General features: G+C 49.0%; 18 protein-coding genes. 5 read left to right on the forward strand and 13 right to left on the reverse strand.

Annotated features, from left to right (window positions below):
• Positions 1-55: 55 nt before the first annotated feature.
• Positions 56-1,303, reverse strand: a complete 1,248-nt coding sequence (locus tag L9P87_RS03530) for a cytochrome P450 (protein WP_237443296.1) — start codon at positions 1,301-1,303, stop codon at positions 56-58.
• A gap of 9 nt (positions 1,304-1,312) precedes the next feature.
• Entirely contained in the window at positions 1,313-3,400 is a 2,088-nt protein-coding gene (locus L9P87_RS03535) for a di-heme-cytochrome C peroxidase (RefSeq protein WP_237443297.1), read from the reverse strand.
• Positions 3,401-3,623: 223 nt separating this feature from the next.
• Between L9P87_RS03535 and L9P87_RS03540 the strand changes: the two genes are divergently transcribed.
• Positions 3,624-4,100, forward strand: a complete 477-nt coding sequence (locus L9P87_RS03540; protein ID WP_435531783.1) for an Lrp/AsnC family transcriptional regulator — start codon at positions 3,624-3,626, stop codon at positions 4,098-4,100.
• Between the two features lie 4 nt (positions 4,101-4,104).
• Here L9P87_RS03540 and L9P87_RS03545 read toward each other — a convergent pair whose 3' ends face one another.
• Positions 4,105-4,554 carry a PaaI family thioesterase gene (locus L9P87_RS03545; protein WP_237443298.1) on the reverse strand — a complete coding sequence of 150 codons (450 nt, stop codon included), beginning with the start codon at positions 4,552-4,554 and terminating at the stop codon, positions 4,105-4,107.
• Positions 4,551-5,015, reverse strand: coding sequence for a PaaI family thioesterase (locus tag L9P87_RS03550; protein WP_237443299.1), 465 nt, complete (start codon positions 5,013-5,015; stop codon positions 4,551-4,553). The genes L9P87_RS03545 and L9P87_RS03550 overlap by 4 nt, the downstream gene beginning before the upstream one ends.
• Positions 5,016-5,170: 155 nt before the next feature.
• Here L9P87_RS03550 and L9P87_RS03555 point away from each other — a divergent pair, with 155 nt between their 5' ends.
• Both L9P87_RS03555 and L9P87_RS03560 read left to right on the forward strand, forming a co-directional pair.
• Positions 5,171-5,680, forward strand: a complete 510-nt coding sequence (locus L9P87_RS03555; protein ID WP_237443300.1) for a leucine-rich repeat domain-containing protein — start codon at positions 5,171-5,173, stop codon at positions 5,678-5,680.
• A 17-nt stretch (positions 5,681-5,697) separates the two neighbouring features.
• Complete coding sequence (locus L9P87_RS03560) at positions 5,698-6,531, forward strand: ion transporter (RefSeq protein ID WP_237443301.1); 834 nt, start codon at positions 5,698-5,700, stop codon at positions 6,529-6,531.
• Positions 6,532-6,535: 4 nt separating this feature from the next.
• Here the strand turns inward: L9P87_RS03560 and tusA are convergent, their stop codons facing one another.
• The 3 genes from tusA to fghA all read right to left on the reverse strand — a co-directional run bounded on the left by tusA (position 6,536) and on the right by fghA (position 8,017).
• On the reverse strand, positions 6,536-6,769 hold the full coding sequence (tusA, locus tag L9P87_RS03565) for a sulfurtransferase TusA (RefSeq protein WP_237443302.1): 234 nt from the start codon (positions 6,767-6,769) through the stop codon (positions 6,536-6,538).
• Complete coding sequence (locus tag L9P87_RS03570; protein ID WP_237443303.1) at positions 6,759-7,079, reverse strand: YheU family protein; 321 nt, start codon at positions 7,077-7,079, stop codon at positions 6,759-6,761. Before L9P87_RS03570 ends, tusA begins: the two co-directional genes overlap by 11 nt.
• 80 nt (positions 7,080-7,159) lie before the next feature.
• Complete coding sequence (gene fghA / locus L9P87_RS03575) at positions 7,160-8,017, reverse strand: S-formylglutathione hydrolase (RefSeq protein ID WP_237443304.1); 858 nt, start codon at positions 8,015-8,017, stop codon at positions 7,160-7,162.
• Positions 8,018-8,222: 205 nt separating this feature from the next.
• On the opposite strand from fghA, the gene L9P87_RS03580 reads away from it, so the two are divergent.
• Positions 8,223-8,744 (forward strand): glycine cleavage system transcriptional repressor, encoded by a 522-nt coding sequence (locus tag L9P87_RS03580; RefSeq protein WP_237443305.1) that lies wholly within the window; start codon positions 8,223-8,225, stop codon positions 8,742-8,744.
• Between the two features lie 40 nt (positions 8,745-8,784).
• Here L9P87_RS03580 and L9P87_RS03585 read toward each other — a convergent pair whose 3' ends face one another.
• From L9P87_RS03585 to prmB, 4 genes are all read right to left on the reverse strand, one after another.
• On the reverse strand, positions 8,785-9,057 hold the full coding sequence (locus L9P87_RS03585; protein ID WP_237443306.1) for a hypothetical protein: 273 nt from the start codon (positions 9,055-9,057) through the stop codon (positions 8,785-8,787).
• Positions 9,058-9,181: 124 nt separating this feature from the next.
• Positions 9,182-9,607, reverse strand: coding sequence for a hypothetical protein (locus tag L9P87_RS03590; protein WP_237443307.1), 426 nt, complete (start codon positions 9,605-9,607; stop codon positions 9,182-9,184).
• Between the two features lie 178 nt (positions 9,608-9,785).
• A complete protein-coding gene (aroC, locus tag L9P87_RS03595; protein ID WP_237443308.1) occupies positions 9,786-10,877 on the reverse strand; it encodes a chorismate synthase in 1,092 nt (363 codons plus the stop codon).
• Positions 10,878-10,927: 50 nt separating this feature from the next.
• The gene (prmB, locus tag L9P87_RS03600) at positions 10,928-11,878 is read right to left on the reverse strand and encodes a 50S ribosomal protein L3 N(5)-glutamine methyltransferase (RefSeq protein WP_237443309.1); all 951 of its coding nucleotides are present in this window, start codon (positions 11,876-11,878) and stop codon (positions 10,928-10,930) included.
• A 183-nt stretch (positions 11,879-12,061) separates the two neighbouring features.
• Here prmB and folE point away from each other — a divergent pair, with 183 nt between their 5' ends.
• Positions 12,062-12,604: a GTP cyclohydrolase I FolE gene (gene folE, locus L9P87_RS03605; RefSeq protein WP_237443310.1), complete on the forward strand. Its 543-nt coding sequence runs from the start codon at positions 12,062-12,064 to the stop codon at positions 12,602-12,604.
• Between the two features lie 68 nt (positions 12,605-12,672).
• Here the strand turns inward: folE and trhO are convergent, their stop codons facing one another.
• Together trhO and L9P87_RS03615 are read right to left on the reverse strand one after the other, a co-directional pair.
• Positions 12,673-13,665 (reverse strand): oxygen-dependent tRNA uridine(34) hydroxylase TrhO, encoded by a 993-nt coding sequence (trhO, locus tag L9P87_RS03610; RefSeq protein ID WP_237443311.1) that lies wholly within the window; start codon positions 13,663-13,665, stop codon positions 12,673-12,675.
• A 53-nt stretch (positions 13,666-13,718) separates the two neighbouring features.
• Positions 13,719-14,099: a glutaredoxin family protein gene (locus tag L9P87_RS03615; RefSeq protein WP_237443312.1), complete on the reverse strand. Its 381-nt coding sequence runs from the start codon at positions 14,097-14,099 to the stop codon at positions 13,719-13,721.
• Positions 14,100-14,171 lie beyond the last annotated feature (72 nt).

Here is a 14,171-nt window from a genome sequence, read left to right on the forward strand (position 1 = left end):
ATCAAAACAGCTGAATAGGGGCAGATTAAACAGACGCCCAAGTACGGCTGACTCGCTAGCGGCTGAGCGCCAGCAAGTAGTGTTCAGGGAACGGTCCGGTGTCAAAATCCGGCTGCTTCAGCGGCTCAATATGCCGCAATAGCAACAGCGGTTTTATCATTTCAACCAGCATAATGTCGGCAATCTTATCGCCCAAACACAGGTGACTGCCGCTACCATAGATAAAATAATGGCCATCGGGGCGATCCAATCGGAATTGATTGGGCTCAGCCACAACATCCTCGTCCTTCATGGCAGAGCCAGTGCACAATAGCACTCGGCTACCGGCAGGTATGGTCACGGTCTTATTATTAACACCGACCATCGCATAATCTTCAGCACACTGACGAATTAATAAGGCATTCATTGGCCTTAGACGCAATAACTCACGGCAGAGTTTATGTAACAATGCATCACGATTAGCAGCAGCCGCCTCTCGCGCCATCAGCATAACATCCGGTCTTGCCAGCAGTTCCTGGAGTATGTTCACCAGTGAAAAAGAAGTGGTCTCAATTGCCCCTACTAACAAACCGGCAAGATCTGTTACCACCGACTCATCATCAAAGCCATTACCCTCCTCATTTTGGCAGCGCAATAATCGTGCGAGAATATCGTCCGACGCCGCAGCCTCCTGCTTTTTTCGTCGAGCAATTTCAGTGCGAATAGAGACTCTTATCGCCTGCCCCGCAGTGACACTGCGCTGATGGATATGCGTTTCACTGTCGCGATTATGAAAAATATCATGCTGCATCGCACGCGACCAAGACAGTAACTCATCATTTGTTGCCTGAGTGAAACCAAAGTAGCGTTTCACCAGTTGCATGGGAATATAACGGCTGTAGTCACTCACCATATCGACAGCAGTACGATTGCCGATGCCCGATAATTTCTCAACCGAGGCGTCGGTGACAATATCACGAATGCGCTGACTGTCATGGCGGCTGAGCAACCTTAGCAGCGCCGCTTTATGCTGTGCGTTTTCTGCATTATCATTGCCCAGCATAAAACAGCCAACCGCGGCATCGATGCGGGGGCCATAGCCCACCTTAAAAACATCACTATTCGCCAGGCAGGCTTCGACATCGTGAAATCGGGTGACCAACACGAGATTCGCCTTGGCCATCACTAACACAGGATTGCGACGACGCAAGACACGAAAGAATGCATCGGTTTTTTTGTCCAACAAATAGACAAAAGCCCGCTTAAATATCCGGCGCCCCAACGGCATTTTTTCACCGTCGGCACCCTGTACCACACCCGCCATAAATACCTCTTATAACATTTTTACATAGGCAAGAAGATCATCACACTGCCGGTCATTTAACAGCGGTCCGATAATGCCTTTGGGCTGCTGATAATAGGGCTTTTGATCATCATATTGCGACGAGAAGTGATGACCGCTATTGCTGTTGCCCTCAATCGAGGTATCAAGCAAAAAATACCCCTTTTCGTCATAATTCGACGCCGCCGTTTGACCAAGACTCTCTGGCTGACTCAAACCTATGTTAGCAATATCGTAGCCAAGATTGCCTAAACGAATTAATTCAGGGCGCTGCCCATTAGTAGGGCAAATCAAATCCCGCAGGCTGGCCACGGAGCCATTATGAAGATACGGTGGTGTCGCCCAAATACCGTTTAATGGCCTAGCCTTGTAGTGCAGGCCTGCCTGCAAACAGTTTGGCCGATTACCCGACAGCTCTGCCTGCATGACAGCGTTCAAGCCCAAACTCTGATAGCCCGCCTCAATTGATGCCTCAACAATTGCGCCCAAAGCCAGTGCAAAACTGATGTTTGCACCATCTTGTAGCCTTAATTCAATATTCTTTGCCTGCGATTGCTGCCACCATGGCTGACTCAATTGCTCTGCCATTAACAGGCTGGGATCAGGCGTACACAGCTGTTGATCCAAGCCAACTCGGCTAATATTATCAGCGCTATCCGCCGCCGTATTAACCGTTCGATTAAGCAATATCGATGCCTGCGCTGCATCGGTACCAACCTGTTCAATCGCAATATGCTTTAACTGCAGCACCTGATCTGTAGTGTGCTTTTTTATACCATCACGCCAGTATTCAATCGGCCCAAAATACCGTGACTGCCAAATCTCTGCGCTATTAAGTGCCGGTAAATGACAGTGAGAACAGTGCTGGCGATAGAGCTCCTCCCCTCTGTTTAGGCTATCTTCCTCCGGTCTAGCAAAAGGCCAGGCCGGCGCTAACAGACCGCCGAAACCCGTCTGTTCTGTTGGCTGTTGACCCGCTAGAAATCGCTCTATTTTGGTCAAATTAGCCAAGGGTATAGACGATTGAAATCGCCCCAACGCCGGCTCAGCAGTGATATTTTGATAGGCGCTAACCCCCAACGCCTCACCGGCATTACGCACCAACGGTTGCATAATAGAGCCGTCATACTGCACCCAATTAAACCAGGAGGCTGTCCATATATGCGGAAAATTTACCGGCGCGTTAATAGGCTGATAATTGTCAGGACGTTGCAAATTTCGGGAAAAAACTTGATTGCCTATACGATTTAATGCGTCGAGACGACCAAAACCTTCCGTTACCTCAATCACATCGGCTTTATCTTTTAGCACAATAATCATTGCCGATAGCTCATCGGCCAAGGCTTGCTTTGTCGCAGCCGAATACTGTTGACCAAGCACCCGACGCGCAAACCGATCAAAGCGACTGTTGAAAATGGGCAATTTACTGGCAATGGCCGTCTGACCTAACGCTGCCCCCAAGGCTTTCGTCAACTGTCCTAGATCAGTAGTCGCTGGGCCGCCCTCAATAATATATTCCGCCAGCCCCTGTTCCGTCTCGGCGACAAAATGGCCTGTATGGCAGGCGGCACAGGTAAAGCCAATCGCATCCGCTCTGACATTGACACCGTTGAGCTTCTGAGCCGGTGTTTTGGCAAAGCCGATGGGAAGACCATCTGGGTTTAACTCATCGTGCTGCGTGCTGCGAATAAAACCAAAGCGCAACAGATAACGATTGTCTTTGAACAGCACTTGTTCATCGAACAACGAAGCGATGGGGGACGCTGCAGGCGCCTCAAGGCTGACCAACCACTGATAAGGAATTGGCAGCGTCCGCGTGCCCTGGCTGAGGTGGTGATACTCTCGCGTTTGATCGCTGGCCTGATACTGACGGTTATCCCAGTTTTGATCAAGCCAGCGCTGCGCCAGCCATTGGCCACTCTGATCCTGGACCATCAGCTCGGGCAAAACCGGTGGCGTCAGAGCCGTATAAATAATTTTTACGGGTTCGCTATTCATCAACCGCCAGGCCACGACAACCATCAATAAAATCGATATCAGCCACCAATAGCTGCGCCATACATTGCGTACAAATTTCATCCAATGAACCCTAAACTGTTAACCATTAAAAATATTATTATATGAATTACAGACTCTTACAGCGCGCTGATTGTGATTGGTCTGGCGTCACATATCAAGTATGTTAGAAACAAGTCACTCCCGCCAGCAACAGGATTAACATCGCACGACAATAGGAAATAAACATCAAATAGACTACTATCTATAAAATTATTAGCATAATACATCAATATATCGGGATATTATGAAACTAGACAGAACCGACAAACGCATTCTTAAATTAATGCAACTGGATGGCCGCATCAGCAACCTAGAGTTGGCGGAAAAAGTAGGCCTCTCCCCCTCCCCCTGCTCAAGACGGGTAAAGCAACTCGAAGATGCCGGCTATATTGACCGCCATGTCACTATCTTAAACAGCAAGAAACTAGCATTAAGACTGACAGCAATGGTCAGCATCAGCATGGACAAACATACACCAGAGCGCTTTGAAAACTTTGAACGCCATATTGAGCAGTATCCCGAGGTCATTGAATGTGCCTTGATTACTGGCCAAACCGCCGATTACTTATTGAAGGTCGTAGTGCCAGACATGGATTATTATCAACAATTCCTACTCGGCAAACTGACCCGTATTGAAGGCGTTACCGGCGTTCAATCGAGCTTTATGCTGCGCAGTATTAAATCAACCACCGCGCTTCCCCTCGACTATGTCGGCCAGTAATACACTACCCCTCGGATAACAGAAAATGTGTCCGTGCCGTCGCGATAGGTTTATCCTGCGTATCCTGCCATGCAGTAATGCTGACATTGACAACCTTTCGGCCTTGGCGAACCAATACACACTGCGCATAACTGGCGACATTTTTTCCAGGGCGCAGATAATCTAGCGATAAGTCGACAACTTTCGGCACAAAAGGCGTCTCTACACGGTGCATCACTGTTAGCTGGGCAGCGACTTCCATAAAGCCACCAATAACACCGCCGTGAATTGCCGGCAGCATAGGGTTGCCAATATTATCGTCATTAGCCGGCAGGTGAAAGAGCATCTCATCGCCCAAAACTATCGCCTCTACACCTAACAGCTTGGCATAGGGCGAGGCCTGGATGAGTTTATTAATATCGCCCTCTTGTATAGCTGTTAGTATGGCTGTGTTTGCCTTGCTTAGCGGCTTCATTGCTGGCTCTCCTCGCTTGGCATCAACGGTTTCATATCTTGATAATTAACTCGCATAAATGTCGCCGTGGTATGCGCTATTGGACGATCCTTTTGCCCTGGGTGGTAGGCAATACCACGACAAAACAATAACTCGGAAGTATCGCGATAGACCTCTGCGTCGCCGATAATATCCAGACCCGGTGTAGCTGGCCCCATATAGTCAATACGCAAGTCGAGCGTCGGGCATACCGCCTCACCTTCAACGCCTAACATTGCAGCAAAGCCGCAAGCGCTATCCATCAGTGTTGTCAATGCACCGCCGTGGATAACACCACCCTGTGGGTCACCTACCATTGTTTCCAGGTAGGGCATGCGTAAAAGCAGACGACCAAAATCTGCATCTTCAACAGTCATACCCAGCACCATACAGTGCCGGATATTCGGGAAAGCGGTTTCTATTAATTGGCGATATTTGTTCATTACAGCCCCGTTTTACGGCAAATTTCTTTACCAAGGATAATGTTACTTCAATCCGATGTATACAGCTACAACATCGATTGAGAATCGATGATTGAAATATTTCAATCATTTAACCTACAATAAGTGCTTAAGCTCTCAACAAAGAATAATAATTTATGCCTTCGATCCAACAGCTCAAACGCCTTGGCCTGACCGTTGTCGTTATCTCCTCAATGATCGGCTGTGCAGATTATAGCTTCAGTGTGAACGAAAATGTCGTTTATACCCCTCCTGCTCTGCTCCAAGACTTTCAGGTCGAGGATAAAATGCTCGAAAACTGTCTTCAGGAAAATATTATCGATCAAAATGTCAGCGCTGCCGAACAACTCACCACGCTACATTGCAGCAATAGTAATATTCAGTCGCTGGCCGGCATCGGCGTATTTAGCAACCTGCAGCAGATAAACTTCAGCCACAACATGATTGAGGACTTAGCGCCTTTGATAGAATTGCCGGAACTTACCACCTTATTATTCAATAGCAATGAGATAACCTCATTAGACGCGGTTGCGGGCTTGGGTTTGGTCGAACGCGCCGAGTTCCTCGACAACCCTGCCCTACAATGCCCCGAGCAAGATATTTTTAACAATCGGGTTTGGCAGCTGCCCAAACACTGTCAACGTTAGAATCAAAACGAGCACCCATGGCAGATCACAGCATAAAGAAAACTCTATACAGCGTCATCTTCGGTACCAATACACCGGCGGGGAAACGGTTTGATGTCTTACTGATAGTCGTTATTATCGCCAGTGTGCTGCTGATCATGCTGGACAGTATTCAGACGATAAGCATCCAATACCATCGGGCATTGTATGTTGGCGAGTGGGTATTCACCCTATTTTTTCTACTCGAGTACCTGACGCGGATTTATTGCAGTCCAAAGAAAACTTCTTACATCTTCAGTTTTTATGGTTTGATCGACCTGATCAGTATTCTTCCAGCCTTTATTGGTTTGATTTTTCCAACAGCAAATCATCTCACCATTTTCAGACTGATTAGAGTACTGAGAATATTCCGTGTTTTAAAGCTGGTTCGCCATGTCGATGAGGCTAACATTTTGCTGGTTGCGCTGCTGCGCTCTCGCCGTAAGGTCTTTGTATTTTTCAGCTCGGTGTTAGTGATTACCGTTATCTTTGGCTCGATATTGTTTGTCGTCGAAGGCGAGGAGAACGGCTTCTCTTCGATACCCCACTCCATTTATTTCGCCATTGTGACCATTACCACCGTTGGCTATGGTGATATTTCACCACAGACACCGCTGGGGCAATTCATCTCGTCGATAATGATGCTGACAGGCTATGCCATTATCGCCGTACCCACGGGCATTTTGACCGCCGAGCTGCACCATGAGATGGGTATCCAACGTAGCAGTAGTATGTGCCCAAACTGTAACCGTTCAGGCCATGAGAACGACGCCAACTTCTGCAAGCACTGTGGGGGCGAACTCAACACTATCAGCAGCAAAGAGCATGGCTAACGGGCTAGTCGTCGCTTTTACGAATATAGTAAAAATATTTGCCGTCTTCAGCCCTGCTCTCTAATAATTCATGGCCGAGGAAGTTACAGAATTTGGGGATATCTCTCTCCGTCGACGGGTCTGTTGCGATGACTTCAAGCACCGTACCAGCGACAATATCTCGCACCTTATTGTGCAACATCATCACGGGTTCGGGGCAATAGAGGCCACAGGCATCCAAGGTTAAATCAACTTTCATAATCACTGTCTACACTCTGATCAAAATCTATTTCTGGCGCGTAAAAACTAGGCTCTTGTACCGCATTATCAGCCTGGGCTTGCTGGCGCTTCATTTCCTCAATCTCCCGCGGCGACAAGATGTTAACCGTCTCCGTTTCAGTATCGAAATAAACAGCCACTTTCTCACTCGTCAATGCCGACAGCAGCTGCTGTTTGCGCTGTTCTATTGAGGTTTCAATCGAACCATAGTCGGTACCATTTCGGCTGACGACCTCCTCAAGCAAGGCGTCTAGCGTGTCCGATGATAATTGCTGATACGGTATTTTCACCACCACCTCTAATTCATGGGTTCATCAGAAACGATTATAAGTGATATCAGTCGCCGATACGAACAGCAACAGCACGACTGTTAGGCCAGCGCCGCTGCATGGAAACGTAAATGTTGCTCGATAAAGGTGGCGACAAAGTTATAGCTATGGTCATAGCCAAATTGGCTTCGGTATTGGACATCAACAGATGACCGCTCACAGGCGGCCAAAAACTCGCTGGGGTCAAGTTCATCAATGAGAAATTGATCAGAGGCTCCCTGATCAATAAGCATAGGGATTTTCATCGAGCAGATCTCAAGCAGCGCCGTGGCATCATAACTCTTCCAGGCCTGCTGGTTGGCACCAAGATAGGCGGTAAATACATTCTGCCCCCAGCGGCTATTACTGGCCGACAATAATGGCGAGAAGGCAGAGACACTCTTAAAGCGTCCGGGGTTACGAAGGGCCACGACGATGGCGCCATGACCACCATCTGAATGCCCGGCTATCGACGCCTTGGCCGGATTAACAGCAAAATGCATATTAATTAACTGCGGCAGCTCAGCGGTAATATAGTCATACATATTAAAATGCCTAGACCAAGGCGCCTGAGTGGCGTTAATAAACATCCCTACCCCCTGGCCAATTTTCTGACTGCCGCAGTCATCTACGCCGCTGCCACGGGGACTGGTATCGCAGGCAACCAAGGCAATGCCCAGCTCACTCGCCACGCGCTGAGCCCCCGCCTGTTGACTGAACTCCAGATCAGAGCAACCAGAGCCTGACAGCCAGTAAAGCACCGGTACTTTTTTCAGTTTCGCCTGCGGTGGTAAATAGATTGAGAATGTCATCGCACAGTCACAAACCAGCGAATTATGTTGATAGCGACGCTGCCAGCCACCGAAGAGCAGGCTCTCTGATTGCATCTGTAAAAATGGGCCTGAACTCGCTGCGACCATGAAAACCACCTTGGCAATAAATGCTTTATTTTTCAGAATGCTATTATAGATTCAAAAACTAAAAAGGTCGACAGATCTGGGCTCTGACCTGCCAATACAGTGGTAAAAAATTCCTTTAAAACAAGCGTTAAGCTCGCCTCAAGCCGTGACCGGCCATCGATATAAGTCTATACTGAACCCTCAATTACATTCAGAGTGTTAGCAGATGATAGAGCAACTTGTATTTACCTTTGTCGGCAATGATAAACCCGGACTAGTCGAGCAACTCTCTACCACCGTTGTTGAGGGTGGCGGCAACTGGGAAGCCAGTCACCTGGCGCATATGGCGGGAAAATTCGCCGGTATTGTGAAGGTAAGCGCCAAAAAAGACACCATCGACGAACTCTGCAGCAAGCTGAAGACTCTCGAGCAACAGGGCTTTAATCTTACTATTGAACGTACCGTGCAAGCCGCCGAAGAGAGCGACAGTTACCGTAAAGACTTAAGCATTCTGGGCAACGACAGACCGGGCATCGTGTTGGAGATCTCGAAGGCCTTGGCTACACGGCACATTAATATCAGCGAATTCTCCAGCCACGTGACCAGTGCCCCTATGGCCGGCATCCCCTTGTTTGAGGCCATGCTCGATATCGAAATACCCAGCACCATTGCCATCGATGACCTCAACGACTGTCTCGATGAGATTGCCAATAATCTTGACTTAGAAATCACGTTAGAAAATCAGTAATATTGCGTGAGGAGGAGCCAAAAAGGCCTCCTCCTCTCCATCACCGATCGAACAATTTGCCCAACAACCGCTTAAGCACGGCCAAAACACCGGCCAGCACCACCACCACGGCGACCAGCGCGACACTCATCAGAAAAAACGACAACATCTCGTCCGCACTGACTTCCCACACACTGATCGATGCCCAGACAAAGGTTATCGCCGCCGTTATGGCCAATATCACTGTGCGCAAATTCCCTCTGCGTCGTTTTTTTCGTTTTTTACTCACCACATTAGCCACATTTTTCTGTGGCGCGGACTCGTTACGCTTCATGACACTTTAACTCAAAAAAATCATAGCAAAACAGCAAAAAGCCAATCAAAAGATTGGCTTTTACAAAGAATGAGAACACGGCCAGTTTACCCCGAACAGTAATAAACGGCACGGTCTAAATAGACTAACAGGCGAGAGTCTCCTGTGACCACTCGCAGCGCACCGCCATGTCGCCAGAGAACGGCTCGTGATACATTCGCTGCGACTCCCAAGTAAAGGTGTGCGTGCCAGAGAGTTCAGTCTCGAGGTGAACGGTTGCAGAGACCCAGTACATCTGACGCAACAGACTCTCAAACTCGGCTAACCATCGCTCCCACTCATACTCGATTGACTTATAACACGCACCGAAGTGCATTACTTCGGTGGAACCTGTGGTCTCGTCATTGTCGGTCACGGCAAACATATCGCGGGATATAATCGGAAAATCATCCTTGGTCGGCAGGGTTTTCATAGCAGAAAAATTAGTCCGCTGACGGGTCTGCCCCTCCTGGCTAACAGGGTCGACATTGATATCTTTAATACAGCCGTAAACAACCGATTCCTGATCCATAACACTCTCTGCTCTTATTTGATTTTTAGCAAAATTATGTATTTAACGACTTGCTGATCAAATCTTACATCAACTATAGGACTGTTGGTAAGAACAAAAAAAATAACCTCTTATTTTGTGACCGTTACGCTACACAGAATAAGAGGTTATTAACAAAACAGCCAGTTTTAACCACAGCTTAATCTGTGACAATCGGTGTGGAACAGTTTACCCCCCCGTTTTGACCACGCTGCCTTAGCATATGATCCATAATCACAATAGCTAGCATTGCCTCAGCTATCGGTGTCGCGCGAATACCGACACAGGGGTCGTGACGACCGGTGGTTATCACCTCTGCCTCATTGCCCTCCACATCGATCGAGCGGCCAGGAATCAAAATACTTGAGGTTGGCTTAAGTGCGATATGGCTGACAATGTCCTGACCAGAGGAGATACCGCCGAGAATGCCACCGGCATTGTTCGACAGAAAGCCAGCCGGAGTGATTTCATCCCGGTGCTCACTACCACGCTGCTCGACAACATCGAAACCACTGCCGATCTCCACCCCCTTAACCGCATTAATACCCATCATCGCATGGGCAATCTCAGCATCGAGGCGATCGAAAACAGGCTCGCCCAAACCCGGTGGTACGTTAGTCGCTACCACCGTTAACTTGGCACCTATCGAATCGCCGGTTTTACGCAGCTTATTCATAAACTCTTCCATTTCCGGCACCTTGCTGGCATCGGGACAGAAAAACGGGTTGTCATTGACAATAGACCAGTCGACAGTCTCTATTTTGATCGGGCCGAGCTGAGATAAGTAGCCTTTAATTTCGATACCGTGCTGCTGTTGCAGATACTTCTTAGCAATGGCACCGGCGGCAACGCGCATGGCGGTTTCACGGGCCGAGGAGCGGCCACCGCCGCGATAGTCACGGGTGCCATATTTTTGCTGGTAAGTGTAATCGGCGTGGGCAGGTCGGAACTGATCCTTTATTTTGCCGTAATCCTTTGATCGTTGATCGGTATTTTCGATCACCAGGCCAATCGAGGTGCCGGTGGTCTTGCCCTCAAAAACGCCGGACAGTATTTTCACCTGATCCGCTTCGCGTCGCTGAGTTGTAAACTTCGACGTCCCAGGCTTGCGTCGATCGAGATCAATCTGTAAATCTTGCTCATTGATTTCCAGACCCGGCGGACAGCCATCGACAATAGCGCCCAGGGCTAAACCGTGGCTTTCGCCAAAGGTGGTGACAGTAAACAGCTTACCTATGGTATTACCCGACATACTCTTTTTCCCAACTACGTATCAGCACAAGCCGACAATAATATATAATTTTATTGACTCTGACGACTATTATACACGTCTTCAAACATCGGTTTATAGGCCTCTAATTCGGCCGAATTCATCACAAACACACCAAAGCCACCACGCTCAAACTCTACCCAGTCAAAACTGATCGCGGGGAATAGCTCTTCTAGTTGCTCACCGCTGTTCCCTACCTCGACAACCAATATGCCATCGGCGGTTAAATAATCACTGGCTTGCGCCAAGATTTGCACCGTGATATCGAGACCATCGTCACCACTGCCTAGGGCCATTGCTGGCTCATGGTGATACTCCGCCGGCATCGAGGCAATGTCGGCCATGTCGACATAGGGCGGATTGGTAACAATGATATCGAAGCGGTCAATATCTGGCTGTAATGCTGAAAAGACATTTGACGAGTGAATAATGACCTGCTGCTGAAGATGGTGATGGGCAATATTTTTCTCAGCAATCTCAATCGCCTCATCGGACAACTCTAATAAATCGACCTGCGCCTCGGGAAAATGTGCGGCGCAAACCATACCGATACAGCCACTACCGGCACATAAATCGAGGATTCGCTCAACCTCAACCTCACCCAACCAGGGCTGGAACTGAGCCTCAATCATCTCGGCTATCGGCGAGCGGGGGACGATCACCCGAGCATCGACCAGAAATTCAATGCCAGCATAAACCGCCTTGCCGACCAAATAAGCGACGGGGATTCGCTCCTCAACTCGACGCTGATAGAGCGACAAAATCTGCTGACGCTCGACCATGGTCAGGGTGCAATCAAGAAACTCGACTGGCGCATGGGCCGGCAGATGCAAGGCATGGTAGGCCAGAATAGTCGCCTCTTCCCAGGGTGTTGGTATGCCTTGACCATAAAAAATACCGGCGGCCTCGAACTGGCTAGTGCCCCAGCGAATATAATCTTTTAACTGGCTTAATTGCTCTGCCACCTGTTGCAATTGCTGCACGAAATTGCCCTGCCTTATTTTACTGTGATTAACAAAAGACGATTGTAACATAGCCCATCGTGTCTCACCGATGAAATCAGTCTGACAAACACCGCAATCAGGCTTAAAACAAGACCGACTGGCACTGTCGTGTTCGCCGTTCATCCCCTATGGTTAGACAACAAAAGCCTAGGAAAGCATGCCATGGAAAAATCATTTGCTGACATTATCACCGCCATCGGTGAAGATTTAAGCCGTCCCGGCCTAAAAGACACACCCAAACGCGCCGCCAAGGCCTTTGAATTCCTCAACAAGGGCTATCATCAAGCGTTGGACGAGGTGATCAACAACGCGCTCTTTCCCTCCGATGCCAGTGAGATGGTCGTGGTCACCGATATTGAGCTGTACTCGATGTGCGAACACCACCTGCTACCCTTTATCGGTAAGGCCCATGTCGCCTATATACCTAATGGCAAGGTGCTGGGCTTATCAAAAATTGCCCGTATCGTCGACATGTTTGGCCGTCGACTACAAATTCAGGAGAATCTCACCACCGAGATCGCACAAACTATTGAGCAGGTTACCGGCGCCTCGGGGGTCGGCGTGGTTATTGAAGCACAACACTTGTGCATGATGATGCGTGGCGTCGAAAAACAAAACTCGTTCATGCGGACCTCATCGATGCAGGGATGCTTCCGTGATAATCAGGCCACCCGCAGCGAATTCTTATCCCTGATCAAAAAATGACGACAACAAAATGCAAGCAAAAAAAAAGCCACAACAACCGTGGCTTTTTTTTTGGCTTGAGCAGAATGCTAAGGCTTCTGCTGCATCTTCTTCTGCTGTTGCTGCTTCAATAACAGCTTATCCTCGCGACGCTTGGCGGTTGCTGCCTTGGCATCGGAACCAATATGTTCCTCACCGCGCTCCTTGGCCAGGCGTACCTGACGCTCACGTTCTTCAAACCGGCTACGCTGCTTGTCAGTCAGTGTATCGAAGCAATTAGGGCAGCTGATACCATGCTGGTATTTCTCGCTCAGCTTGTCCGCCTCGGTAATCGGCAATCGGCAACCACTACAGGCTTCGTACTGCCCCTTTTCTAAGTCATGATTCACCGAGACGCGATTATCGAAGACGAAGCACTCGCCCTGCCATAAGCTCTCTTGTGCCGGTACTTCCTCTAAGTATTTTAAGATGCCGCCCTCGAGGTGATAGACCTCATCAAAGCCCTGCTCCTTCAAATAGGCTGTCGATTTCTCACAGCGAATGCCACCGGTGCAAAACATCGCCACTTTTTTGTTCTTTGCCGGGTCGAGGTTTTTACTGACGTAGTCGGGGAACTGCCTAAATGATTCAGTTTCAGGGTCGAGGGCATGTTTAAAGGTACCGATACCGATTTCGTAGCTGTTGCGGGTGTCGACGACTGTCACCTCTGGATCGGCAATCAACGCATTCCAATCAGCGGGTTTAACATAGCTGCCAACTACCCGCTGCGGGTCGATACCCTCGACGCCCATGGTGACAATCTCTTTCTTCAGCTTTACCTTGGTGCGGTAAAACGGCATGTCGTCATCGAAGGATTCTTTCGATACGATATTTTCCAACCCCGGCGTGGCCTCAAACCAGTTCAGCAGCGCATCGATAGCAGTACGGCTTCCGGCGACAGTACCATTAATGCCCTCGTTAGCCAGCAATAGAGTACCGCGGATCTCATGCTTGGTGAGGACATCTAACAGCGGCTGCTGCAGGGCTTGGTAATTCTCTAAGCGCACAAACTTGTACAGTGCGCAGACGACGATCTGACTCATAATTCCTCGCTGGCCGGAACGTAAATCCGGGGCAATAAATAGTTGAAAAATGTTTAAGCGGCGGCTTTCTCGCCGAAGCGGCTGTCTAGGTAAGCGATAATTTCACTCGACTCATACATCCACTCACTGCCCTGCTCTGTTTGAATACGAAGACAGGGAACCTTGATGGCACCACCCCCTTCCAGCAGCGCTTCCCGGTGCTGCGCATCTGCCTTGGCGTCGCGCAACTCCAGCGGTAAATTCAATCGACGGGTCGCACGACGGGTCTTAACGCAAAATGGGCAGGCCTTGAATTGATACAGGGCCAAGTCTTGCACCTGTTGATCAACCTGACGCTGGGCGTGGGCTTCACGTTTCATCGGGCGTGGGCGACTAACAAAATCTCCGGCCAAAATAACCGTGCCAAGTACTTTTCGGATAATTGTAAAAAACATAGGTAACCTTGCTTCGCTATAGCTTAAGCAGTGCACGACGGGTGCCTGGGCCTGCTTGGGCGGCGATTCTAA

The sequence above is a fragment of the Sinobacterium norvegicum genome, assembly GCF_923077115.1.
GTDB lineage: Bacteria > Pseudomonadota > Gammaproteobacteria > Pseudomonadales > Sinobacteriaceae > Sinobacterium > Sinobacterium norvegicum.